General features: G+C 59.8%; 22 protein-coding genes and 1 tRNA gene. 10 read left to right on the top strand and 13 right to left on the bottom strand.

Annotated elements, in window-relative coordinates; translation table 11 throughout:
- The first annotated feature begins 8 nt into the window (after nt 1–8).
- On the top strand, nt 9–887 hold the full coding sequence (locus ABRP98_RS03010; RefSeq protein ID WP_349857412.1) for an alpha/beta hydrolase: 879 nt from the start codon (nt 9–11) through the stop codon (nt 885–887).
- Nucleotides 888–925: 38 nt separating this feature from the next.
- On the opposite strand, the gene ABRP98_RS03015 is transcribed toward ABRP98_RS03010, so the two are convergent.
- The 5 genes from ABRP98_RS03015 to ABRP98_RS03035 form a co-directional block, all read right to left on the bottom strand.
- The gene (locus ABRP98_RS03015; protein ID WP_349857414.1) at nt 926–4,372 is read right to left on the bottom strand and encodes an arabinosyltransferase domain-containing protein; all 3,447 of its coding nucleotides are present in this window, start codon (nt 4,370–4,372) and stop codon (nt 926–928) included.
- 75 nt (nt 4,373–4,447) lie between these two features.
- Nucleotides 4,448–6,424, bottom strand: a complete 1,977-nt coding sequence (locus ABRP98_RS03020) for a galactan 5-O-arabinofuranosyltransferase (protein WP_349857416.1) — start codon at nt 6,422–6,424, stop codon at nt 4,448–4,450.
- A gap of 193 nt (nt 6,425–6,617) precedes the next feature.
- Nucleotides 6,618–7,376, bottom strand: coding sequence for a decaprenylphospho-beta-D-erythro-pentofuranosid-2-ulose 2-reductase (gene dprE2 / locus ABRP98_RS03025; protein ID WP_349857418.1), 759 nt, complete (start codon nt 7,374–7,376; stop codon nt 6,618–6,620).
- Between the two features lie 45 nt (nt 7,377–7,421).
- Complete coding sequence (gene dprE1 / locus ABRP98_RS03030) at nt 7,422–8,837, bottom strand: decaprenylphosphoryl-beta-D-ribose oxidase (RefSeq protein WP_349857420.1); 1,416 nt, start codon at nt 8,835–8,837, stop codon at nt 7,422–7,424.
- Nucleotides 8,838–8,963: 126 nt separating this feature from the next.
- Nucleotides 8,964–9,239: a hypothetical protein gene (locus ABRP98_RS03035; RefSeq protein WP_349836864.1), complete on the bottom strand. Its 276-nt coding sequence runs from the start codon at nt 9,237–9,239 to the stop codon at nt 8,964–8,966.
- Nucleotides 9,240–9,273: 34 nt separating this feature from the next.
- Here ABRP98_RS03035 and ABRP98_RS03040 point away from each other — a divergent pair, with 34 nt between their 5' ends.
- The 3 genes from ABRP98_RS03040 to ABRP98_RS03050 are packed head-to-tail and all read left to right on the top strand — an operon-like array spanning nt 9,274 to nt 11,108.
- Nucleotides 9,274–9,738: a hypothetical protein gene (locus ABRP98_RS03040; RefSeq protein ID WP_349857421.1), complete on the top strand. Its 465-nt coding sequence runs from the start codon at nt 9,274–9,276 to the stop codon at nt 9,736–9,738.
- Nucleotides 9,739–9,747: 9 nt separating this feature from the next.
- Nucleotides 9,748–10,656 (top strand): plasmid pRiA4b ORF-3 family protein, encoded by a 909-nt coding sequence (locus ABRP98_RS03045; RefSeq protein ID WP_349857422.1) that lies wholly within the window; start codon nt 9,748–9,750, stop codon nt 10,654–10,656.
- Between the two features lie 11 nt (nt 10,657–10,667).
- Complete coding sequence (locus tag ABRP98_RS03050) at nt 10,668–11,108, top strand: GtrA family protein (RefSeq protein ID WP_005280656.1); 441 nt, start codon at nt 10,668–10,670, stop codon at nt 11,106–11,108.
- 24 nt (nt 11,109–11,132) lie between these two features.
- Here the strand turns inward: ABRP98_RS03050 and glfT1 are convergent, their stop codons facing one another.
- Nucleotides 11,133–12,050: a galactofuranosyltransferase GlfT1 gene (gene glfT1 / locus ABRP98_RS03055; RefSeq protein ID WP_349857424.1), complete on the bottom strand. Its 918-nt coding sequence runs from the start codon at nt 12,048–12,050 to the stop codon at nt 11,133–11,135.
- Nucleotides 12,051–12,112: 62 nt separating this feature from the next.
- Here glfT1 and ABRP98_RS03060 point away from each other — a divergent pair, with 62 nt between their 5' ends.
- On the top strand, nt 12,113–12,778 hold the full coding sequence (locus tag ABRP98_RS03060) for a GNAT family N-acetyltransferase (RefSeq protein ID WP_349857426.1): 666 nt from the start codon (nt 12,113–12,115) through the stop codon (nt 12,776–12,778).
- Nucleotides 12,779–12,781: 3 nt separating this feature from the next.
- On the opposite strand, the gene wzt is transcribed toward ABRP98_RS03060, so the two are convergent.
- Both wzt and wzm read right to left on the bottom strand, forming a co-directional pair.
- A complete protein-coding gene (gene wzt, locus ABRP98_RS03065; RefSeq protein ID WP_284771267.1) occupies nt 12,782–13,582 on the bottom strand; it encodes a galactan export ABC transporter ATP-binding subunit Wzt/RfbE in 801 nt (266 codons plus the stop codon).
- A 55-nt stretch (nt 13,583–13,637) separates the two neighbouring features.
- Nucleotides 13,638–14,489, bottom strand: coding sequence for a galactan export ABC transporter permease subunit Wzm/RfbD (gene wzm / locus ABRP98_RS03070; protein ID WP_042404151.1), 852 nt, complete (start codon nt 14,487–14,489; stop codon nt 13,638–13,640).
- Between the two features lie 214 nt (nt 14,490–14,703).
- On the opposite strand from wzm, the gene ABRP98_RS03075 reads away from it, so the two are divergent.
- The gene (locus tag ABRP98_RS03075) at nt 14,704–15,957 is read left to right on the top strand and encodes an aminotransferase class V-fold PLP-dependent enzyme (protein WP_349857428.1); all 1,254 of its coding nucleotides are present in this window, start codon (nt 14,704–14,706) and stop codon (nt 15,955–15,957) included.
- A 28-nt stretch (nt 15,958–15,985) separates the two neighbouring features.
- Here ABRP98_RS03075 and ABRP98_RS03080 read toward each other — a convergent pair whose 3' ends face one another.
- On the bottom strand, nt 15,986–16,942 hold the full coding sequence (locus tag ABRP98_RS03080; protein ID WP_349857478.1) for an NAD(P)H-quinone oxidoreductase: 957 nt from the start codon (nt 16,940–16,942) through the stop codon (nt 15,986–15,988).
- Nucleotides 16,943–17,070: 128 nt separating this feature from the next.
- On the opposite strand from ABRP98_RS03080, the gene ABRP98_RS03085 reads away from it, so the two are divergent.
- From ABRP98_RS03085 to ABRP98_RS03100, 4 genes are all read left to right on the top strand, one after another.
- Nucleotides 17,071–17,155 (top strand) — tRNA-Ser (locus ABRP98_RS03085).
- A gap of 316 nt (nt 17,156–17,471) precedes the next feature.
- Nucleotides 17,472–17,630 carry a hypothetical protein gene (locus tag ABRP98_RS03090; protein ID WP_284852358.1) on the top strand — a complete coding sequence of 53 codons (159 nt, stop codon included), beginning with the start codon at nt 17,472–17,474 and terminating at the stop codon, nt 17,628–17,630.
- A gap of 361 nt (nt 17,631–17,991) precedes the next feature.
- Nucleotides 17,992–18,711 (top strand): hypothetical protein, encoded by a 720-nt coding sequence (locus ABRP98_RS03095; protein ID WP_349857431.1) that lies wholly within the window; start codon nt 17,992–17,994, stop codon nt 18,709–18,711.
- A gap of 148 nt (nt 18,712–18,859) precedes the next feature.
- On the top strand, nt 18,860–19,108 hold the full coding sequence (locus ABRP98_RS03100) for a hypothetical protein (protein ID WP_284771271.1): 249 nt from the start codon (nt 18,860–18,862) through the stop codon (nt 19,106–19,108).
- 21 nt (nt 19,109–19,129) lie between these two features.
- Here the strand turns inward: ABRP98_RS03100 and ABRP98_RS03105 are convergent, their stop codons facing one another.
- Genes ABRP98_RS03105 through ABRP98_RS03120 form a run of 4 tightly spaced genes read right to left on the bottom strand, consistent with a single transcriptional unit; the run spans nt 19,130 to nt 22,197 of the window.
- Nucleotides 19,130–20,137, bottom strand: coding sequence for a ThiF family adenylyltransferase (locus ABRP98_RS03105; protein ID WP_349857433.1), 1,008 nt, complete (start codon nt 20,135–20,137; stop codon nt 19,130–19,132).
- Complete coding sequence (locus ABRP98_RS03110) at nt 20,134–20,595, bottom strand: molybdenum cofactor biosynthesis protein MoaE (protein ID WP_349857435.1); 462 nt, start codon at nt 20,593–20,595, stop codon at nt 20,134–20,136. The genes ABRP98_RS03105 and ABRP98_RS03110 overlap by 4 nt, the downstream gene beginning before the upstream one ends.
- Nucleotides 20,585–21,064 (bottom strand): MogA/MoaB family molybdenum cofactor biosynthesis protein, encoded by a 480-nt coding sequence (locus tag ABRP98_RS03115; RefSeq protein ID WP_349857437.1) that lies wholly within the window; start codon nt 21,062–21,064, stop codon nt 20,585–20,587. The genes ABRP98_RS03110 and ABRP98_RS03115 overlap by 11 nt, the downstream gene beginning before the upstream one ends.
- The gene (locus tag ABRP98_RS03120; RefSeq protein ID WP_349857438.1) at nt 21,061–22,197 is read right to left on the bottom strand and encodes a molybdopterin molybdotransferase MoeA; all 1,137 of its coding nucleotides are present in this window, start codon (nt 22,195–22,197) and stop codon (nt 21,061–21,063) included. Before ABRP98_RS03120 ends, ABRP98_RS03115 begins: the two co-directional genes overlap by 4 nt.
- Nucleotides 22,198–22,236: the final 39 nt, after the last annotated feature.

Below are 22,236 nucleotides of genomic sequence, written 5' to 3' on the forward strand. Positions count from 1 at the left end.
TCGGGGATATGACTGATGCACACGATAAAGATCCCCACCGGCCGCTAGAGCCTGGCCAAGAATGGCGCATCGGCGGGCAAGACCGCCAGATGAGCGAAGAAGAGCAGCTAGAGCAGCTAGTTTCTTATATCGACGCCCATTATGAGACGCCGGATTTCCGCCCGCCCTGGGCCGGCGGTGGTTCGCCGGAGGCAGACCAGTATTGCGCACTGCTGCCAGACCGCATCACCCACGCCGCCATGATGGTTTTGGGCACCGGGGTTAATCACGCGCTTCCAGGCACGGCGTTTACAGACGGCATTACCGTAGAATCAGCCGAGGTCGGCACCATTTTCCGTCCGTCCGAGCCCACCGGCCGGTGGGCGGTATCACTGCATTCCGGTGGCTGGTGGCGCGGCGATGGCAAGGCACTGGAAATGCAGTGGCGCCCCGAGGTCGCCGCCGCCGCGCAGCTTTCCGGCACCACGATCATTGACGTGGATTATCCGCTCGCGCCGAAACATACGGTTAAAGACATGGTTACGGCGGTCGACCGCGCCATTGATTACGCCCGCGAGCAGGGCGCCTCCCACGTCACCACGTGGGGATATTCTTCTGGCGGCGCGTTAGCAGCACTCGCGCCTGCCGATGCCCTCTTGCTCACCTTCCCCGACTTCGGCGCCCTGGCCAACCTGCCGGAGGATTACCGCGTGGGCTATGAACTGCCCGCGCAATTCCCCGAGACCTTCGTGCAGACCGCGACCGAGGATGAGATAGCCGATCGCGTCCACATCCCCCAAGCTAAAGAGCGCGATTATGTCTCCACCCACCGCGTGTCCACCCCGGCCGTGGCGCGCCAGCGCGTGCAGGACGCCGCCGATTTTTTGCGCGGTGAGCTGACGCAATAAAACCGGCTGCGGCTGGCTGCACAGCTAGGGGGTGGTTGCTATTGCTCGCCCTCTGGCCGGATCTTCATCTCGGATTCTTTCCACAGTCCAGAACGAGAAACGTCCTCATAATCGATTTCTGCCTTGGCCGGGGTATTGCCCTGTGAATCGGTACGCAATTCGTACTTTTCAATGGCACCCCAGTCGCGGGCCCAATCGTTATTGAGGTAGCTCGGGATTTCGTAGGAGTAGTTCACCGCTTCCGCAGTGGACATAGCACCGCCGCCAGAGAAGGATTGGAAATCCGTCAGGGAGGTTTGTGCCGCCGCATCTGGAAGGATGCGATACTCCGGAATCTCGGTTACGCCGGCGTAGTGGTCAAAGGTGCGCTGGCAGGGGAACTGCAGAGCCACAGCCCAGTCCAAGAGCGCGGGCTTTTCCGCAGGGAACTGGTTATTGATGCTGTCTAATTCCGGCACGCGCGGCGGGGTGAAGGCTAGCCAGTCGTCTTCATCGGTGGAATCATCCTCGGCCACTAGGCGCACGACATTGGCTTCTTCCGGCAATTCATCCATGGGCAGGCGCAGGTTGCGCCACTTGGGGGTGGCGCCGACATCGGAAAGCTCTTTTTCTCCCTTATCGGTGACCTTGCCATCCTCATCGATGATGCCGTATTCCAAGGTGAGCTCCATGCCCTCTTGTTCCACATCATTGACATCGTGGTGATAAATCTTGCCCGCGGCACTGACAGCCAGAACCGGGGTATTTTCTGTGGTCTCCGGCAGGTGATACCACTTCGTGGTTACCTGGGACAGCGACTCTTGGCTTTCGGTGTAGGAGCCCAAGACTGGCACGGTGGTGTAATCCAAGTTGAAGGGCAGGTGCATGGTCGAGCCATTGACGCCCTTCGTGCCGCGGACACCGCCTTCAGAAGTATCGGTGCTTTCTGAAGCCTTTTTCCCAGCGCGGCGGGTCTCCTGCGAATCATCAGAAGAATCCCCGCCGGAGTCCTTATCCGTCCCAGCGGTGGCATCGTCTTGGCTGGTGGAGTCGGAATCTTGGGAGCTATCTCCAATGGCACCCACAGAAGCAGAATCCTGATCCTCAGGCTCGATGGATTCGGGGATATTATTTGGCCCGAATCCATTGCTGGTTTCATCCTTATCTACCAAGGAATCGCCTAAGTCACCATCTACTGGGGTGAGGAAGGAGTCATTGGTATTGGTTTCTACCAAGGTTTCATTTGCCAGCGAGCAGGTATCACCGCGCAAGGATGCTAGGTTGCCCTTGCCCACTGAGTAGGAATCCGCCTGGGCGACGGTGGCCTTGGCAAAAGAAGCCATCGAAAAAGCCACCACAATGGCGCAGGCTACCGCGATGGGCGCGGACATGATGCCGGCCGAGCGCGATACCTTCGCGGCAGCTTCTTGCTTGAATTCTTTTTCCGTGCCCTCCTCTTGGGCCTGCAATTTGCGATGGCTGTGGCGCAAGGATTGCACCACGCCGACCGCGAGAACGACCAAGGAGATGGCGAGCAGGATCGAGTTGGCCTCAACGCCCTTCAACTGCACCGTGCGATCCCACCACGGGATGCCGAAGGATGACACATACCACCATGCATTCCAACCCGCGAAGGAGATGGCGAGCAAAAAGAGCACCGCGGCGATGCTAAAGGTGCGGGCGCGCGGGGAGCGCAACGCAAACCGGGATAGCACTACGGCAGCCAGCGCAGCGATCACTCCAGCAACACCGGCATAGATACCAAAGTGGTGCGTCCACTTGGTCGGGGTGAACATGAGGAAGAACATCGACAGCGCCACGATGATGAGCAGGCGCTGGGTGGGGCCGACTGCGGCACCAATAACGCGGCGATCCTTGATAAAAGCAGCCAGGATGAGCACCAAGCAAAACAGCATGGTGAGTACGGCGAAGCGGCGGGTCAGCGAGCCATCCACGGATTCTTGGAAGAGCGTGGAATAACGGGCGTATTCGGAATACCACGACAGTGACGGGCCGACCTCCGAGCGCACCCGGGTGGATTCGGCAACGCTGGCCAAGGTTTGATCCCCAAAGGCGGCGACGATGATGGCAGTGCCGGAGGCCAAAAATGGGGCAACCAGGCTAAGCCAACCGGTCGCGCCGCCGCCGATGGCGGGCACGCGCGCGGCCATGGCACGGAATAGGTGTGGCAGGCTCACGAGGAATACACCAACCGCAAAAAGGCCAGTGGGGCCGGCGGCGAGCGTAATCGTGGCAGCGATGGTGCCCACGGCGGCCGGCAGCAACCGGTGGGTGGCAATGGCGCGCTCAAAGGATGCCCACGTCACCATCACGCCTAGGGCCACAATCGGCTCTGGGCGGGTGCCGTTGTTATACGGCAGCCAGAAGGCTAGGAACATCAGTGCGGCGGTCCAGTGGCTGACGCGGCGGGCATCAACGATGTCCCCAAAGCGCGGCAGCATTTCCCGCGAAAGGATGAACCAGATAATGAGCCCCGAAATCAGTCCGGGCAGGCGGACGAAGACCGATGCCGTGGAAATCTGCGATAGAAGCGCGACGAGGTCATAGTACGGTGAGCCAAATGGCGCCTCCGGCACGCCGTACCACCGGTAGTAGTTGGCCATGTACGTGGCGTTATCGAAGACGCGGCTCATAGAGAAGATGAACCCATCGTCAGAGGTATTGGCACCGAAGACATACCAGAAACCCAAGACGGCGGCGACGACGCCATCGAGGGGGCGAATCTTCTTCCACGTCTCTGGCATGAAGCGCAGCTTTTGACCATCAAGGCGGTCAATGCGCCACAGGCAGAACAGCGAGACAATCACCATAGCGACGCCGAGCCACATCGCGATGGACTTAATCAGCGAGGGAGAAGAAGTAAACCGCGAGTTGATATCGACGTGGATATTCAGCCCGTCATCGACCAAGCTTTGCACATTGGCATCATCTTTGAGCTCGGTATACACGCCGGTGACCTGTGGGCGCAGGTCATCCTCGGTGGTCTTTTTGTGCTTGCCGATGCTGACGGTGGTGCCGTCACCGGTGGCGGAGATGTGCAGCTGGGCGTCATCGGAAAGCTGCGCTACTTCTTTAGCGCTTAAGGTCAGCAGGACCTCATCGAGCGAGACCACAGACAGGCCGTCATCGCCGGAGCGGACAAATAGGCCGCGGTTTGAGGCCTTCTTAGACTCGGGTGGGACGGTGCTGTAGACCATGTTTTGGCCATCGCGGAGCTCATCCACCGCGGACATGGGGATGGTGGCCTCCAGGTTTTCTGGCGCCACGGAGATAAGCGGTGCATTGATAGATTGCAGCGAATCATTCTGCGGCCAATCAAAGGAAGACTGGGTTTGGTTCACTGGCAATAGCGGGGTGGCTATAAAACACAGGAAACCAATTAACCCGGCGATGATCGCGGTCCAGCGCAGCCCGGCAGGGGCTGTGGCGATACTTAGCCCAGAGGGGCGTGCTTCTTTTGATTTCGTTTTAAGGCTATCTGACACGGCGATTAGTGTACGTCAGTCTGGCCCAAGTTCCAGTATGCACGCCCCGATAACCCCGGGGAAGTGTGGGTAAACTTACTGGGTTCGCACCGCCGTTACGAATGGACCCGTTTGCTCCAGCTCCCAGCCTTCCGCAAAGACCTCGGGGTTGAAGAAGACTGCGCGGTAGCGAATATTTGGCTGATTAGGATAGATATCTTCAGCCAAGTGCACCTTGAATCCATCATCTTTATTGTCGAGGTCACCGCGGAAGATGATGGCATCCGGCCCGCGCCACGGTGCGGAATCGAGGGATTTTTGGAACTCTGCAGGAGTAGAGTCCCACGATTCATCCGCCCATGCTTCAATCTGGTCATTGCGGTGCTTGAATTCCCCGAGGGGATTAGCATAGTGGCTGGTAAAGGCGTTAAAGCCCCAGTATGGGTAGTAGGCCATGAAGGTTTTTTCATCCGTGAGGACTACCGTTTCGTTGGCCGTATAGCCCTGATCCTGGATGAAGTTGTGGATATCCAGATAATAATGAGCGGAATCGCTGGTAAAGCGATCCGCGCGCTCGCCGTAACCATCGGTATCGCTGTAGGCGTAGTCGATGGCATCTTCATTTTCCTCTGGGATCTGCTGGGCATAAAAAACACCCGCCAGCGTCAAAATGAGACCAAAGACGGCGGTCAGGCGCTTATTGCCCGCGCTGGAAAAGCTGGCGGGGTATAGCCGGTGGATGCCGACGGTGCGCACTTCCCCCAGGGCGAGAATGCCGGCGGTGGCAAAGAGCAGTACCACGATGACCTCGAGGCGGAAGCTCAGCAGCGTGGTGCCGGCTAGGGTCACCACCATGGATAGGACGATCCACCCATAGATGCCGATGAGGGCAAGGCCGAGCGCGCGCATCTCCGCGTTCTTCAGGCGCATGACGATATAAACCAAGCCGACTAGGCAGAGGAATCCGATGATGCTCAAAGACAAGAAGGGTACCGGAATCTGCGTGCCTTCTTCCGGCAGGTAGTGCTGCGCGGTGGTTTGCAACGGTGCGGTCGAGTGCAGCACGCTCCAGAGATAGGGGCCCCATGCGATTAGCGCGATGGCTATAGAGATAACCGCGATGATGATAAGGCGGACGATGGGGCGCCACGTGCGCTCATAGAATGTGGTAAATACTGCAATGAGGCTCACGACGGTAAGCGCTGCCGCACCAGTAAATAGCGTGTAGAAAGTGGCAGAAATGCCGAGGTATAGCGCCACCGCAAGGGTGGACAAGCGCGATCCCTGGAAAGCCCTAGCGCTCAAGACCGCAATGGCCGGGATACCCATGGCGATGACGGCAGAGTACGGCTCTTCCGCCGCAATGGTCAGCGTGATGGCGGTGGTGGTAAGCGCAATGGCGGTTCCCACCGGCAGGGATTTTGTGAGGTGCTGCCAAATGGGAACGAGGATGCAGCCTGCTACCGCAATGGAAATCAGCGACCAGGGCTGGTAGACCTCCCAGCCCGGGACGCCGAGCAACGAGCCGAGGCGCCCGCCTAACCAGAACCAGCCCACGGGGTAGAAGGTGGGCATGTCCAGGTAGTTCATATCCGCATAGCCCATTTGATCCACCGAGCGGGTGAGGAACTGGGTGCGGAATGCCTGGTCCACCTGTACGCCATCGAGCCAGAGGCGGGAGGTCGAAAGTGGCAGGCCGATGGATGCGAGGGTTAAAAGGGCCGGTGATAGGTAGGTCACGGCATACGTTACCCACGTGCGCCACCGCGGCCTAGAGAAAGTCTCCTTGTAATGGTCATAAATCCACCACGCGCTAAACCCACCCGCTAGCGCCAAGGTGATGACAACGCCGACGGTAGATAGCGCGCGGGTGACCATGGAGGTATTAAAGGACGGCAGGGATACCGCCTTGAAGGCATACCAACCAAGGAGGATGACGATGCCGCCGCCGAGGGCGGCAAAGAAGATACCCAGCAGGGTGGAGCGGTGGGGTAGCGCATCTGCGTGATACGCGGTGGTGCGTTTCTTCTCGCTCACTGGAGCTGCTTGGGAAGGCGTAGCTGGGCTTGTCATGCCCTTTAGTTTCGCATACCTTAATCACTCTTCTGGGATTAGGCGCGGTGTGAGCTGTGGCTTATTAACTAACAAAGCGCGCAGGGCGGAGGGCCTTTTAAGGGCCCTGCGTACCCTGCGCGCTACACCCTGTGTGCTACCCACTGTGTGCTACTCACTGTGCCCTGCAGTTCGCAGGGCACAGTGGAAACGGTTAGAACGGCAGCTTGCGGAAGATGGGCTGCGGAATGAACTTGAATGCCAGCGAGACGTACTTGAACAGCGGGTGGACGTAGATGGACTGCTTGCCATCCAGCACCGCCTGCACGGTCGCCTTGGCCACGTCAGAGACGTTGACGGTCAGCGGGGCATCGCCGACTTCGGCTGACATCTTGGTGCGAACTTGGCCCGGGCGGACGACGAGCACGTTGGCGCCGGAGCCGCGTAGCGCTTCATCCAAGTTGATGTAGAAACCATCCACGCCGGCCTTGGAGGCGCCGTAGACAAAGTTGGAGCGGCGCACGCGCATGCCCGCTACAGAGGACATAGCCACGATGGTGCCGTGGCCCTGGTGCTTGAACTTTTCGGCCAACAGCACGCCGAAGGATACTGGCGCGGTGTAGTTGGTCTGGGCGGAAGCCACGGCCTTGCCGTGGTTTTGCCATAGCTCTTCTTGATCCCCCAGGGTGCCAAAGGCCACGATGGCGATATCGACATCGCCGCGCTCCCAGGCCTTCTCGATGACCGCCGGGTGCGAGGCAAAGTCAGTGGCATCAAAGTCCACGACCTCGACATCCGCGCCGCGGGCCTCCAGGTCAGCCTGCGCCTTTTCGATGCGCGGGGACTGGGCGCGGGCAGCCAGGGTGACCTTGGCAGGGCCGCGCTCAAGGAATTCGGCGACGACGCCGAGGCCGATTTCAGAGGTACCGCCCAAAAGCAGGATGTGCTGGGCTTGGCCTACTGCATTAAGCATGGTTTAAAAAGTCTCCTTCATGAGGGGTGGTGATGAGTCCAGTGATTAGTGCAGCTCGAGGCGGCGGGACATATCGGAGGCAAAGACCCCGGTGGGGTCGATGTCATTGCGGGTCTTGAGCCAGCCTTCTAGGCCCGGGTACATCTGGTGGAAGTTCTCGGCAGAGGTGCGCGATTCCTTAGCCAAGTACAGGCGGCCGCCAAACTCCATGACGCGGCGATCCAGGTCATCGAGAAGCTTGCCCAAGCCCGGGCGGATGGGGAAGTCAACGCAGACGTTCCAGCCCGGCATCGGGTACGACAGTGGCGCGCGGTTGCCTTCGCCGAAGAGCTTGAATACGTTCAGCGCGGAGTAGTGGCCGGAGCGCTGGATATCGCGAATGATCTCCTTGAACGGCTCCACGGCCTCCGTGGGAACGACGAACTGGTACTGCAGGAAGCCCTTGGAACCGTAGCCGCGGTTCCACTCGCCAATGAGATCAAGCGGCTGGTAGAACTGCGTCAAGTTCTTTACCTGGTTCTTCGCCGGCGCGCCCATGGTGTAGTAAGCCAAGCCCACAGCAGACAGGCTGAGCTTATTCAGCGTCCAGGACGGGAAGATATCCGGCACGGTCATCAGCTGCGGCGCGTTGAACTTCAGCGGATCCTTCGCCAGCTTGGGGGCCAATTCCTCGAGCTGCGCCAAGGTGGCCAGGGAGCCGCGGGAAATGGTGGAGCGGCCCAGCTTCGGCTCTGGGGAGATGACATCGAACCAGGCGGAGGAGTAGGTGTAATTGTGCTCCGAACCATCCGAGTGGAAGGCAATGGTTTCTTCCAGGTTATCGGTGCGATCCGTATCCGCGATGAAGTAGGCGGTCTCCGTCTTGGTCATGCGGATGGTAGCGCGCAAGATGATGCCGGTAAGGCCCATGCCGCCGATGGTGGCCCAGAAGAGGTCACCGCTCGGGTCATCCTCGCTGCCTTCTGGGGTGAGGTGGAGAACGCGGCCATCAGCAACCAGCAGCTCGATGGAGACCACATGGTTGCCAAAGGAACCGGCGGAGTGGTGGTTCTTGCCGTGGATATCGGGGCCGATGGCGCCGCCGATGGTGACCTGGCGGGTGCCCGGCAGGACCGGAACCCACAGGCCATAGGGCAGCGCGGCCTTCATGAGTTGGTCAAGGGTGACGCCACCATCGACATCAACAAGCGCGGACTCCGGGTCAATGGAGTGGATCTTGTTCAGCTTTTGCATGTCGATGACCAGGCCGCCGCCATTTTGGGCGGGGTCACCATAGGAGCGTCCCATGCCGCGCGCGATGACGCCGCGGCGCAGGTGGGCGGGCTTGTCCGAGTTATCGTCCGCGACCTGTGCCACTGCATTCTTGATGACGTCCACGTCTTCCGTGGACAGCACATGGGCGGTCGTAGGGGCGGTGCGGCCCCAGCCGTGCAGGGACTTTTCGGTGGTATGTAGTTCCATCTCTTACTCTTTGCTCGACGGATTGTATCGATGTACCAGCCTACCTAGCTCATAGTGCCGTGGCTGGAGTGACGTTCGTGATATTTAAAACATCGCGGGCACACAGTCTGCCCCGAATGTGGCGCTTTAGAGATCCATGATCTCGCGGATTTCTTCCGGCAGCCCTGCTTGGGACTCAATCGTGGGCCCTTCGTAGGTGCCTAAAATCTCGTACACTCGGCGCCGCGAAGTGGAATCCAAAATCGGCATTTCCTCTGCCATCAGGCGCGTCATAAAGGGGCTAAGCGGCAGATTGGTGTGCTCTGTTGCTTCAAAGTGCCCGTTGCGCTTATCGTCCTCGGCCCGCTCATCCTGAGCGGCTTGCTGGGCGGGGGTCATATGCTCTGTCTTTTCCGAGTACATGCGCAATAGCTTACCGCCGCTTAGAGTGGTCGCTATGACAAACAACCGCGAAGCAGCAGAAGAATCCCGCGATAATTACGCCCTCGATGACACCTTGGCTGGGCGCATCACCCAAGCGGCCGCCCAAGGTATCGTCACCTCTTACCCGGACTGGATTAAATCCAAAAAGGGACTTATTACCGCCTACGTTTTGTCCACGATTGGTTTTGGCGCATTGGTGGCCTATACCAATGCCCAGGCCGAAGAGGACGGCGATGAACCACGCTCCCCGCAGGAATTTGCGGATAAGGGCCTTAAGCTCTGGGCCATTTTGGCAGCGGTGCTTATCCTAGTGGGCCTTGCTTTGTGGGCCGATGTAGCCGTATCCCGCAAGGCGGTGTCTTTCCTGCGCAAGCGCGGCGTCAAGCGCCCGTGGACGCTGTTGGGAGCAATCGGAGCAGCAACTACGTTTATCATCAGTGAGCTGGAAGCGCGCGATATAGAAAAACTGGCTTCTTAAAATTTGCGTATGGTGGGGCCCATGAATGCAGGGGTCACCGATATTTCACAGGCACGGGCTCGCCGTGCCGACCCGCTGCTGTCATTAAAGCGGGAACCGCTCACCGTCATCTGCCAAGCCTCCAATATCCGTGCGGATGGGGAAGTCCACCGCCAAATCGGTTTTAGCGATGCGCTTACCTTGCATGAGCTGCAGAAAGTACTGCACATCTGTTTCGGTCTGCCAGATGAAAACTCCCCGTGGCATTTTTACGAGCACAGTGATGCCCGCGGCCCGCGCCTTGACCCAGAGCGCCAGGCATCCGAATTCCTCTGGCGCGAGGGCGACCAGATCGATTTTGTGTGGGGCCTCTGGGATTTTGAGCTGGTGGTCGCGGAAATCTATCCCCGCGATAATGGCACCCCCAGCGCGCTGTGCGTGGGTGGCTCGGGTAATCTCTTTGCGCCCTTTGAACTTACTGCGGTGAACCGGGAATTGACCGGTGAAAAGATCACCGATGAAGTCCTGGCACAGGTTAAACCACAGGTAAGGGCGTTAATCGAACGCACTAAGCTCTATGACTTTGTTCCCCTCTTACAAGCCATGGATTTAAATCGCGGAAGTGATCTACCGGCGGCCACCGCTGAGGCACTGGCCAACCTGCCGCGCGAGGTCACCAATGAGGGCAAAGATGCTTTTTGGTCCATGGCCTTGGCTCTATCCTGCATGGGCGGTGACGAGCTGACCGATTCCGTGGTGGAAACCACCATGGATGCCTTGGGCTGGGTCAATGATGATGGCAATACCTTGAAAGGCGCAGAGATTCGCGCGCTGTGCGATGCCTCCTTGGACCAGCTATCCCAGATTGGTGCCTACGGTAAGGACGCCGCCGCGCCGGTGTACCGCCTAGACATGTACCGCGCGCTGCTGCGCGGGTAAGCTAACTGCCTGTGACTAATCCACTTGAAGATGCTGCAGAAGTAAAGCGCCCCTCCAGCTCTTTGAAGCAGCAGTTGGTGCGATTTATTGCGGTAGGCGTCTTTGCCGCCGTCATTGATTATGGGCTGACGCTGTTATTGACCCATTTAGGTCTGCACCGCTCTGGGGCGAAGGCGATTGGTTGGGTCTTTGGCACCATCGCTGCCTATCTGGCCAATGCGCGCTGGACCTTTGGCACGAAGGTGTCCGGCCGCACGGCCGCAACCGTGGGCGTGTTATACGTATCCACCTTTGCCGTGCAGAATTTCCTGTACTGGGTGCTCAATGAGCCCCTTATTTCTTTAGGCTTCGAGGGCGCGGTGAAAGACACCATCGCCTTCGTCATTGCCCAGGGCGTGGCGACGGTGACCAACTTTGCCATCCAGCGGGTCTTTATCTTTAAGGAGAAATAGGCCCGCGGCGCGCCTTAGGAGAGATTACCGGGGGCGGCGGAAATCCTCGCGGCGCCCGCGGTTGTGCAGCTTGAGCCACTCCAGGAATCCAGCCGGATCGTGGCGTTGGACCAAGAAGAACCAGCCAAAGCGGGCAAATTCCTGGGGCAAAAGTTTGCGCATGCCGCGTTGCCACAGCAGGTAGCCACGGTTGCGGTAGGTGAAATAGCGCTTGAACTCGCCTTCCGGGTACTGGGTATGCATCTTGCCGCCCAGGATGGGCTTGAATTCATCCGAGCCATCCGGGTGCAGGTAGCTCGTGGTTAAGGCAGTGCCGAAGGACAGCCCGGAATTGACCAGGCGGCGGTGGTATTCCACCTCATCGCCGCGGATGAAAAGGCGATAATCCGGCACGCCGATGGTCTGCATCGCCGCGGCGGAAATCAGGGCGCCATTGAACAGGGAGGCGATCCCGGGCAAGAAGTCTCCTTCCAGCTCCTCCATGCGGCGGCGCCACACCAGCCCTTGGCGCAGCGGGAAGGCCAAGCGGCCGGGATCGTCGATATTGCACACGGCAGGTGAGACCTCGTGCAGGTTATTATTTCCTGCCACGCGGTAGAGCTCTTCTAATACGCCGTAATCGGCGGGGCGGCCATCATCATCGGCGCACCACACGGCGTCGGCGCCGAGTGATAGCGCGGTAAGGAAACCGAGGGCGAAACCGCCCGCACCACCCAGGTTGGTCTTGGACGGCACGTAGACCGCGCGATCTCCTGCCAGGGATTCCACCACGTCACGGACCGCATCCTCGGCGCCATTATCCACCACGATAACCCACTGCACGGGGTGGGTTTGGTTGACTACCTTTTCGAGCGAGGCGCGCAGCAATTCCGCGCGCTGGTGGGTGACAATGACGGCAGCGGTGGTACCGGTGGAATCAAGGGTGGCAGTCATGCGTTCCATCTTGCCACCGGGGAATGGATCTGCCGCGGATAAACACTCCGCGTGGGCTAAGCTGACTGCTTATGGAAAGCATGTGGCCACCGTTTGGGCTGACGATTCGCGCGAGCGATACAACCCACCCTGGCGTGGAACTGCGCGTGATGCGCGATGAGGATATTGCGGCAATCGCCGGTGTGGCGCCAGAGGATATCTACGGCGCAGACATTCCGGATTACGCCTTTCCGTGGTTATTCAATCCCAGGATGAATACGCCTGCAGCGGCGGCCCAGTTCCGGTGGACCAATCGGGCGCAGCTGCGCCCAGAGAAGTGGTCCTTGGACTTCATCGTGCGCGATGCGCACTCAGGAGAAATCCTGGGTACTATCGATGCGCGGGCGGAGGACTTCGCTACAACGCGAGAAATTGCGACCGGTTCCTGGGTCTTTCACCGTTTCCAAGGCCAAGGGGTGGGAACGCTTATCCGGCATGCGGTGGTGGCCTTTGGCCTTGATTACCTAGGCGCGCAGGCGATGAGCACGAGCTGGGTGGCGCACAATGAGGCCTCGGCGCGGGTGAGCCAGAAGCTGGGTTACCAGGTGGTTTCTGAAGGAGAAGAGAAGGCGGGGCCGGAGAATAGTTCGCAGCGGCACGTGACTGCGCGCGTGGAGGCCCCCAATTACAAGCGCCCGGATGACCTGCACGTGGAGGTCTCCGGGCTGAGCCAGCAGCTGCTGGGGATGCTGCGCTAGCTCCTACCCAGCGGCGTCTTCGCCCTCAAAGCGCTGGCGCAGATCGCGCACGTATTCGCCTACTTCTGGGCCCTCGTACTGGCCCACGACTTCAGATACCTCGCCCACGGAGCGGATTTCGCCGTGATCGATCCACAGCGCGGTATTGCACAGCTGCGCCAAAAAGTCATTGGAGTGGGAGGCAAAGACCAAGATGCCGGAGCGCTTGACCAGCTCTTGCAGGCGCACGCGGGCCTTGGCCATAAAGGCGGCGTCGACGGCGCCGATGCCCTCATCCAGCAGCAGGATTTCCGGCTCGATGGAGGTCACTACGCCCAGTGCCAGGCGCACGCGCATACCGGTGGAGTAGGTGCGCAGGGGCATCGATAAGTAATCGCCCAGCTCGGAGAACTCTGCGATTTCATCCATCTTTTTCTTCATCTGCTTGATGGATTGGCCCAAAAACAGCCCGCGGATGATGATGTTGTCGTAGCCGGATACCTCTGGGTCCATGCCCACGCCCAAGTCAAAGACGGGGGCGACGCGCCCGCGGACATCGGCGGTACCGCGCGTGGGCTCGTAGATGCCGGAGAGCAGGCGCAGCAGCGTGGACTTGCCGGCGCCATTGTGGCCAACGAGCCCGACGCGATCGCCTTCGCGCAGGTGCAGGTTAATATCCCGCAGCGCCTCAACCACCACGGTGTTGTGGTCATTTTTCCCAATAGCACCGCCCGCGGTAGAAAGCATGGCCTTTTTTAGGGAGCGGGATTTGGCATCAAAGATGGGAAAGTCCACGCACGCGTTATACGTATCAATTGAGACCATTAGTTTTTATCCTTTCAACGAGCCTCATGGTGGGGTGGGAGTAAAGGAAGGGAGGCTATACCCAGTAGCTCACGCGGAAGCGCCACTTACGCATGACTAGCCCGGCGATGAACAAGCCGATGGCGGTGCAGCCGATGACGATCCACCAGTGGTAGGCGGCAACGGGTTCACCAATCATTGGGGCGCGCACGATTTCTAGGTAGTGATACAGCGGGTTGATTTCCGCGATGCGGGCGCGGTCTGCCACCGCACCGCCTTGGTCCTTGAGCGTATTGGTCATCCAGACAATCGGGGTGACGTAGAACAATAGCTGCGTCAGGGCCTCTAGTAGCGGGGCCACATCGCGAAAGCGCGTGGCGATGATGCCAAAGAACATGGTCACCCACACACCGTTAATGAGCAGGAGCAGCAGCCCGGGGATAAAGAGGAAGAACTCCCAGCCCAGGTTGCGCGGGAAGATCATGATGAGCAAGAGCCAGATGATGAGGTTATGGCCTAAAAACAGCGTTTGGCGCCACACCAGGCGGTACACGTGCACCGAAAGTGGGGCGGGAAGCTGCTTAATCAGTCCCTCATTTTCAATAAAGACCGTGGCGCCTTCCTTGATGCAGCCCGAGATAAAGGTCCACATAATAAGGCCCACGGTGACGTGGGGAAGGAATTCCGCGACGGGAATCTGGAAAAGCATGGAATACAGCAGGCCCAAGGCAAGCGCCATCACACCGGTGGCGATGGTGATCCAGAACGGGCCAAGGACAGAGCGGCGGTAGCGCTGCTTGATATCTTGCAGGCCCAGCTTGAACCACAGCTCACGCTGCTGTGCACCCCGCGTAAGGTCCGCGAAAGCAGCCTTGAGGGTCATGGACTGGGACGCTGGAACGGCCTCGCCTTCTGGCTGGGAGGTCATGCGGGCGATATCAGCGCGCAGTTGATTGTTATCTTGCACGCCCAACACCCTAGCGCGCGTGCTGGGCAAACGGGGAACTACACGCCGCTAGCCTGCGAAAACAGTGATGCCCAGGGAAAATTCAGATTTGGGAAACTGAAGCCAAACGCGTATACAGTAGGGAATCGACGGCCACGTGGTGGCAGTTGTTCAGTGCGATGAAGAAGGGGACCTAATGCCAGCAGCTTCGGCACACTATGACGTCTTTAGTGCGCGAGGTTTGTACACCGGGCTATCTGATGGCTGGACGTACCTCAACGCGCACGCGGTGCCCCAAATTTCGGAGCGTGTGACCTCCGGCGTTGCCCGGTCCTTCAGGATGGCGACGGCTGTAGCGACGCAAGAGGGCCCAGGCGGCGCCCACTCGGCCGCGCCGGAGCCGGGCCGGCTGGCAGGCGATGGCAATTATGCGGCAGCGCGCATGGCAATTGCGGATCTCACCGGTTCCAAGGCGGACCGCGTGGTCCTTGGCCCATCTTTGCCCGTGCTGTACCAATCCTTAGCGCGCTCGGCACGCCCGCTATTGGGCAGCAATTCCTCGGTGGTGCTGTCCAAGCTGGATCCGCCCACGCTGTATTCGGCTTTTTCTGAGGTGCGCGCCGATATCCGCTGGGCGCAGCCGGATCTTGGCACCGGCGAATTGCCGGGGTTCCAGTTCGCGGAGCTTGTCGATGGCTCCACCAGGCTCGTCTCCTTTTCCGCCGCGCATGAGCTTCTGGGCACGGTATCCCCGGCTGAGGAGATCATTGACACGGTGCGGGGGCGCTCGCGTGCCTGGACGCTTCTCGATGTCTCCGCTATCGCCCCCTATCGCCCCATCCGCTTCGATGATCTGGGCGCAGATATTGTGGGCATCGATATCGGGCTGCTGGGCGGGCCGCAAATGGCCGCCTTGGTCTTCCGCGATACGCGCATGCTCCGCCGTTTGGATGCCCTAAACCCCATCTATTCCAAGGAAGACTGCCGCAAGCTAGAAACCCCCGTGTCTTCTGGATTGGCCGGGGGCGTGGGGCCACTGGTAGACCACCTGGCGGCCCTGGCCGGTGGGGATAAGGGGTCGCGCCGGGTGCGGCTTAATAAGTCCATGACTGCCTTGAGCGCCTACCTCGAAGACTTGCGCGCGGATCTGTACTCATTTTTGAGCACGCTTCCCGCCGTACACATCCTGGGTGTTACCGGCGAGGCGGCGGCGGGCGCTTCCGATAATCGCTTGCCGCGCCTTACCTTTGCGGTCCAGGGCGTGCCCGCGGAGACGGTGTACAAGCGCCTCTTTGATAATGGGCTCGTCACCACGCTGGCGCCGCAAACGCCGCTGCTGACGGAAATGGGCGTGGAAGAGATCGGTGGTGCCGTTACCGTGGCATTAGGTCCGTTTAATACCCACCACGATATCGAGCACCTCGTGCGCGTTGTTGCCTCGCTTGCCTGAGTGCGCTTAAGTAAGGCGCGCCGGGAAGCTACACCGTGAGGACCAGAGTGCCGGTGACCTCGCCGCTGTCGAGGGCGGTGTGGGCTTTGGCGGCATCGGCAAGCGGGTACGTGCCATGCAGCGCGTGCTTGACGCGTCCATCCTCCAGCATGGGCCACACATTCTTGATGGTGCCGGCGACGATCTCCGCCTTATCGTCCAAGTCACGCGCGCGCAGCGTCGTGCCCTGAATGGTCAGGCGCTTCGGCAGCATGGGGGCCAGGTTGATGTCCGCCTTGGTGCCGCCCTGCATGCCAATGATGATGAGCTTGCCGTCCTTGGCCAGGCACTTCATGTTCTTTTCCAGGTACTTTGCGCCGATGATATCCAGGATGACATCGCAGCTGCCCTTGAGCTCTTCGACGAAGTCCTGCTCCTTGTAGTTGATGAGAATATCCGCGCCGAGCTCGCGGCAGCGCTCCAGCTTTTCCTGCGATCCGGCGGTAACCGCCACCTCAGCGCCCAGCGTCTTTGCTACCTGGATGGCAAAGGTGCCGATGCCGCCGCCACCGCCGTGGATGAGCACGCGCTGGCCCTCGTGCAGGCCCGCCTCGATGCCCAGGTTGGACCACACGGTGCAGCCGACCTCAACCACGGCCGCGGTTTCTTCCAAACTAAATCCCTTGGGCAGCGGAAGCAGCTGGCCCTGCGGGACGGCGACGTATTCCGCATAGCCGCCGCCTGCAAGCAAACAGCCCACCTCGGTGCCAGCTTCCCAATCCGTATCGCCGGCATCCTCAATCACGCCGGCGGCCTCTAGGCCAATGATTTCCGATGCTCCTGGTGGCGGCGGGTACGCGCCCATCGTCTGCAGAATATCGCCACGGTTGACGCCCGCGGCCTTCACCTTCACCAAGACCTCGCCGGATCGCAGCTCAGGAACGTCTACGTCCTGCAGCTCTAGCGACCGTGGGGTATCAGGATCGGTCTGAACGATTGCCTTCATCTGTGTAGCACTCATACCGCCAATGTAATGGAGGAGGTGTGGTGTGTGCCACGTCCATTTCCTCGTGGGGCAATGTGATTCGCGCGGGACTATTTAGTAAGCTATCCAAGTTGCCTCTTCGGCACGATGGAGACGTGGCAGAGCGGCCGAATGCACCGGTCTTGAAAACCGGCGAGGTTTATTCCTCCGCGGGTTCAAATCCCGCCGTCTCCGCAGAGAGCATTCCCCCTAGCCCTGACTGACTAGGGGTTTTGTCTTGTCTGTATGGCTCATTTTTGTCTAGAACGCGAAAATCGTGGAACGCTTTTCCTGCTACCCTGATTATCTTTGCAACTAAAATTTATTGCGCGAAAGTTTTAGAAAGAAAGAATATGTAACGCAGATCGTTTAAACCCCAGGACGATTATTTTCTAACAAATCTACAAACTGACTGCTGAAAATTTGCACATCACCGCACCTCACCGCATACAATGATTATTGCGCGCGGAAACGCGTATAAGATTTTTCCAACCTCGAAAGGAATTTCGAAATGATTCTTGACCTCGTATCCAACGTACAGGAAGCGGCACACTCCGCAGTCTCCACCGGTTGGGACGCTCTTGAGCAGGCAAGCCTGTTCTTCCGTCAGGTGCCTTACTTGGTTCCGGACGCTGTTAACGAGTTTACCCGCTCCATCCTCGGCTTCTAAGATTTAAGAACCGAGAGAATGAACCCCGAGACCAAATGGTCTCGGGGTTCATTCATGTGCTGACCCATCTTGATTTCTAGCGATGGTGGAAAACTAATATGCATTAGAAACTTGTGTAGGAACAGAACGGGATTCTGTTGCTGCGGTAGTGGAGCGGTTTGTATCGCTAGTGTTGACCGGTAGTCAGCCTCTACTTCCTCCACAAAAGTCACTCACAACAAGGTGATAGTTAGGTAGCTTCTGGTTATGGCCAGATTGCTCAATTCTCATTTTTACCTCTATTGCCGCGAACCTAGCCGCCCTAGCACTGTATGCTGCATTTATGCCTAAATCTCTCACCTCTCCTTGCGCGATCCTTGCAGTGACTGCTGTCGTTTTTGTTTCCGGTTGTTCTAATTCCGAGGAGTCTAATAATGCCGATAGCAAGCCGAATTTCACCGGATCTAGCGCAACTTCAGATGCCAGCGAAGAAACCGCCCCTTCAGACACGGATGATAAAGGTGCTGGAGACGAGGATTCCGCGAAAGAACCGAGCGCCGCGACAGTGACGGAAAAGGCCCAGGAAAAAGCAGGTTCTGGGGAGAATAAGATCATCCCAGTAGAAGACTTGTACTCCCTGTGGGTACCAGCGTTGTGTGACCATGGCGCCGGCACGTTGGTGGATGGGACTTTGCCCGAGCACTTAAAGACTGGATATCCCAATGCTGCCGCCGGGCTAAAGCTCAACAAGGATGGAACCCCTAAGGGTGCTTACGCCGACATCAACGGCGATGGCAAAGATGAAGCTGTCATTACCTATGTCTGCGATCAAGGCGGCGTGGCTTGGCCAGATAATTTGCTCATTTATGACAATGACCTGAATTACATTACCCAGGTAGAAGGCTGGACCCGTAATGGAATGGAGCCAGCACGCAGGCATATTAATCAGCTGGAGTGGACTGACAATACCGTGACCGTAACGTGGCGTGCCCATGGGGAAGGCGAATCGGGTGCTGTGGCCACGCAGGAACTGACGGGAAACCTCACCTTGGACGGCGACAAAGCGAACCTAGAGATGACGGGGCACCGGAAGACCTCTTAGATCCGTCTGATTTTGCTGCGGTATTTCATACCGGGGGATGACGAGCCTAGTGCGGCGCAGAATTAATCTTGGAAACGTACAGGGCAAGTCAGGTGTGGTTCTGTGCTGGCTTTGTCCCAGAGATAAAAATGCTCGACGAAAGGACATCATGAGTACCTCGGAACTTTATGTAGCAGCAGAATCCACTAACCCTAATGACACGTGGTGGTTCCTAGGGTTCCTTCCCATTATTTTGCTCGTCGCGTTCTGGATTGCGGCGGTTATTTCTATTATCGCTTCTGGGTACACGATTGCGGCCAAGGTGCTCTTTATCGCTGCTACCTTCGCCCTTCCTTTCTTGGGGCCGCTCATCTGGTTCCTCTTTGTTCGCGGCAGGGAAGACAAGCAAAGGCGCTAGAAGGACCATCACCCGGCTGGTTTAGGACATATTGTGCTGTTCCAACCACGCGTTAATGCCGCCGCGCAGGGAAACAACTTGCTCGTAGCCGCGGCCGCGCAGCGCGTGGACGGCTTGCGCGGAGCGGATGCCGCTGGCGCAGTAGATAACGGCGGCATCGCGCTGGCCGATGTCCGGGTTCTCCCCGGCGAGGATGCGGTCAAGGGGCAGGTGCGTCGAATGAGGAATGGCAGAGCGGGCGCGCTCGGCGTCGGTGCGGACATCGATAAGCGGGGCGTGCGCGGGGATCCCGCGGACCTCGGGGGCATCGGCTGGCTGGGTAGGCTGCGCGCCGGTGGGGCGGATGGGGATATACTCCCAGGTTCCAGATAGCGCCTCAAAGTAACCGAGCGTGCCAATAAGCGGAGTGCCGACGCCGGTAATGATCTTCAAAGCCTCCAAGGCCATCGCGGAACCCACCGTGCCGACGATGGGGCCCAGGACACCGGCTTGGGAACACGACGGAACCTCGCCCGGAGCCGGGGCGGTGGGGAAGACATCCTCGTATACAGGGCCCTTGCCGGACCAAAAGACGCTCATCTGCGCATCAAAGCCCAGGATAGAGGCCCAAATATGCGGAATGCCCAGGCTGTGGGCGGCCCACGAGCACAGGTAGCGGGCGTCGAAATTATCCGTCCCATCGAGGAGCACGTCGCAGCCGCGCAGCTGCTCGAGGGCGGTGGCGGATTCCAGGCGGCCGTGGCAGGTGAGCTCCACCTCAGGGTTGAGGGCGCGCACCGCCGCCGCGGCCGATTCGGTCTTTGCAGTGCCGATGGAGGCGGTGGTGTGAATGACCTGCCGGTGGAGGTTGGAGGGGGAGACGAGGTCGTCATCGAAAAGCGAGATGCGGCCTACCCCGGCCCCTGCTAGGTAGAGCAGCGCGGGTGAGCCAAGCCCGCCCGCGCCGATGACCGCGACGTGGGAGTCCGCCAATTTCTGTTGGCCCTTTTCCCCCCACAGGGCTTCCTGGCGGGCATAGCGGATGCTCATTCGAGGCCCACCCAGTTAACGGAGCCATCGCCGTGGCTTTGTTCCTTCCAGATGGGCACCTCGGCCTTGACGCGATCGGCGCAGGCCTCCGCGGCGCGGAAGGCATCGCCGCGGTGGGCAGAGGCAGCGACGACGGTAAAGGCCAGATCGCCCACCTGCAGATCGCCGGTGCGGTGGGCCGACCACAAGCGCACGGGGTGCTGGCCTGCCACTTCATCGACAACCTCGCGCAGCTTTTCCGGGGCGCTGGGGTGTGCGGTATAGGTTAGCAGGGTGACATCGGGCCGGCCGCCATCGTGATCGCGCACGATGCCCTCGAACGTGACCACCGCGCCCATGGCTGGGGTGATGACCTCTGCCTTGGCCGCGGCAAGGAGGGGCTCGAGGGGCTGCTCGGTCAGCATCGTGCCGACAGTGAGCCCGGTCTGCGCGGCGACATAAGAGGGATCAGTGCTCATGTTTTCCTTCTAACATATCGACGATGTGGACGATTAATTCATCTAGCACGGCGCACCCATCTTTGACCCCGCCGGTAGAACCGGGCAGGGTCATGGCAAAGGTGGTGTCATTGACGCCTGCGACCGCGCGCGAGGCCACCGCGGTGGGGATAGTCTCCAGGCCCTTATTCCAAAAGGCCATGGCGATGCCGGGAAGCTCGCGCGTGAGGTGGGGTTGGACGGCATCGACGGTGAGATCGTCCGGGGTCAGGCCGGTTCCGCCAGAGGTGAGGATGACCGCGGGCTTCTCGGCGAAGGCCTGGTCCACCGCTGCGGCGATATCGGCATCGGGCACCACGCGGGCATCAGGGCAGTCGAAGCCCTTGCGGCGCAGGAAATCTACCGCGATGGGGCCCGAGCGATCTTCGTAGACCCCGGCGGCGGCGCGGGTGGAGGCGACCAAAACAATGGCGGTGCGAGCAGAACTCATAGGGGATAGACCTTTACTTTTTCTCCTGCGCTGAGGTGCTTACCGGCAGGAATGCGGATGAGGTGGGTGGCATCGACGGCTTGGGCCAGCAGGTGGGAGCTAGCGCCGCCGGTAACCCGGGCCTGCGCACCGGCGTACCCGCGGCGGAATTGATCCTTGTGGGGCAGGCCCTCGATGGCGTGCGCGATTGGCACGCGATATGCCGCGGGCGCCCAGCCCAGGGTGGGGGCGACAAAGAGGCGGAAGCTCACCATGGTGGATATCGGATTGCCGGGCAAGCAGATGACCGGGGTGCCATGGAAACTGGCGATGCCCTGTGGCCCGCCAGGCTGCTGGTCCACGTGGCCAAACCAGCCGGTGAGCACCTGCCGGATGACCTCGTATTTGCCCGCGGAAATCCCGCCGGAGGTGACGATGGCATCGGGGCGGTAGTCCTGCGTGGCCTCCTCCAGCGCGCGGGTGAGCACCTCTGGATCGTCATCGGTGGTGACGTATCCGGCGACCTCGATGCCGGCGCGGTGGGCCATAGCGGAGATGAGGGGCGCATTGGCATCGGGAATAGCAGCAACACCCGTACCAATTTCCGCGCCGCCGGTGCACACGAGAATGCGGGCGGGACGATAAACGCTGACCTCCTCGATGCCCTGGGAGGCCAGCGCTGCTAGGCGCACCGGGGTGAGCTTTTGGCCCTTGGCGGCCAGGAGAGCGCCCTGCTCAAGATCCGTACCCGTCCCGCGGATGAATTGGCCCTCCTCAGTGGCGGGGACGGTAATGGTCTCGCCCGGCTGGAGGAACTCCTGCGGCTGGCATTTTTCAATCGGCACGATGGATGCCGTGCCCTCTGGAACCTTGGCTCCGGTCATGATGGGGCAGGCAGCGCGCAAGGGGCCATCCAGCAGCTCGGTGGGATTCGCGCCGGCGGCGATGGTGGGGCCGACCTCGTACGATCCGGCTGCGGTGGCGGGCAGCGCGTAGCCATCCATCTGGGAATTGCTAAAGCGCGGCGAGGGGAAGGCGGCATAGACATCGGCGGCAAGGACCATCTCCTGCGCCTGCCCTAAGGGCCGGGAGATAACCTCGCGCGGGCCGAGGGCTGCCGCGACCTCGTGTGCGTGGGTTTCGGGAGTGCGCATAGAGCCAAGTTTACCCGCGAGTTCGACACGTTCGAAGCC

This window comes from Corynebacterium sp. KPL2838 (assembly GCF_040225455.1).
GTDB classification, from domain to species: domain Bacteria; phylum Actinomycetota; class Actinomycetes; order Mycobacteriales; family Mycobacteriaceae; genus Corynebacterium; species Corynebacterium rhinophilum.

What these genes read in the sequence shown, in the direction of transcription:
- ABRP98_RS03120 (WP_349857438.1), bottom strand. Translation starts at nt 22,197, where the DNA reads ATGCGCACTCCCGAAACCCACGCACACGAGGTCGCGGCAGCCCTCGGC.
- ABRP98_RS03045 (WP_349857422.1), top strand. Translation starts at nt 9,748, where the DNA reads ATGGTGGGGCCCATGAATGCAGGGGTCACCGATATTTCACAGGCACGG.
- dprE2 (WP_349857418.1), bottom strand. Translation starts at nt 7,376, where the DNA reads ATGCTTAATGCAGTAGGCCAAGCCCAGCACATCCTGCTTTTGGGCGGT.
- ABRP98_RS03105 (WP_349857433.1), bottom strand. Translation starts at nt 20,137, where the DNA reads ATGAGCATCCGCTATGCCCGCCAGGAAGCCCTGTGGGGGGAAAAGGGC.
- ABRP98_RS03020 (WP_349857416.1), bottom strand. Translation starts at nt 6,424, where the DNA reads ATGACAAGCCCAGCTACGCCTTCCCAAGCAGCTCCAGTGAGCGAGAAG.
- ABRP98_RS03040 (WP_349857421.1), top strand. Translation starts at nt 9,274, where the DNA reads ATGACAAACAACCGCGAAGCAGCAGAAGAATCCCGCGATAATTACGCC.
- ABRP98_RS03035 (WP_349836864.1), bottom strand. Translation starts at nt 9,239, where the DNA reads ATGTACTCGGAAAAGACAGAGCATATGACCCCCGCCCAGCAAGCCGCT.
- ABRP98_RS03075 (WP_349857428.1), top strand. Translation starts at nt 14,704, where the DNA reads ATGCCAGCAGCTTCGGCACACTATGACGTCTTTAGTGCGCGAGGTTTG.
- ABRP98_RS03060 (WP_349857426.1), top strand. Translation starts at nt 12,113, where the DNA reads ATGGAAAGCATGTGGCCACCGTTTGGGCTGACGATTCGCGCGAGCGAT.
- ABRP98_RS03115 (WP_349857437.1), bottom strand. Translation starts at nt 21,064, where the DNA reads ATGAGTTCTGCTCGCACCGCCATTGTTTTGGTCGCCTCCACCCGCGCC.
- ABRP98_RS03100 (WP_284771271.1), top strand. Translation starts at nt 18,860, where the DNA reads ATGAGTACCTCGGAACTTTATGTAGCAGCAGAATCCACTAACCCTAAT.
- wzm (WP_042404151.1), bottom strand. Translation starts at nt 14,489, where the DNA reads ATGACCTCCCAGCCAGAAGGCGAGGCCGTTCCAGCGTCCCAGTCCATG.
- wzt (WP_284771267.1), bottom strand. Translation starts at nt 13,582, where the DNA reads ATGGTCTCAATTGATACGTATAACGCGTGCGTGGACTTTCCCATCTTT.
- ABRP98_RS03010 (WP_349857412.1), top strand. Translation starts at nt 9, where the DNA reads ATGACTGATGCACACGATAAAGATCCCCACCGGCCGCTAGAGCCTGGC.
- glfT1 (WP_349857424.1), bottom strand. Translation starts at nt 12,050, where the DNA reads ATGGAACGCATGACTGCCACCCTTGATTCCACCGGTACCACCGCTGCC.
- ABRP98_RS03110 (WP_349857435.1), bottom strand. Translation starts at nt 20,595, where the DNA reads ATGAGCACTGATCCCTCTTATGTCGCCGCGCAGACCGGGCTCACTGTC.
- ABRP98_RS03080 (WP_349857478.1), bottom strand. Translation starts at nt 16,942, where the DNA reads ATGAAGGCAATCGTTCAGACCGATCCTGATACCCCACGGTCGCTAGAG.
- dprE1 (WP_349857420.1), bottom strand. Translation starts at nt 8,837, where the DNA reads ATGGAACTACATACCACCGAAAAGTCCCTGCACGGCTGGGGCCGCACC.
- ABRP98_RS03090 (WP_284852358.1), top strand. Translation starts at nt 17,472, where the DNA reads ATGATTCTTGACCTCGTATCCAACGTACAGGAAGCGGCACACTCCGCA.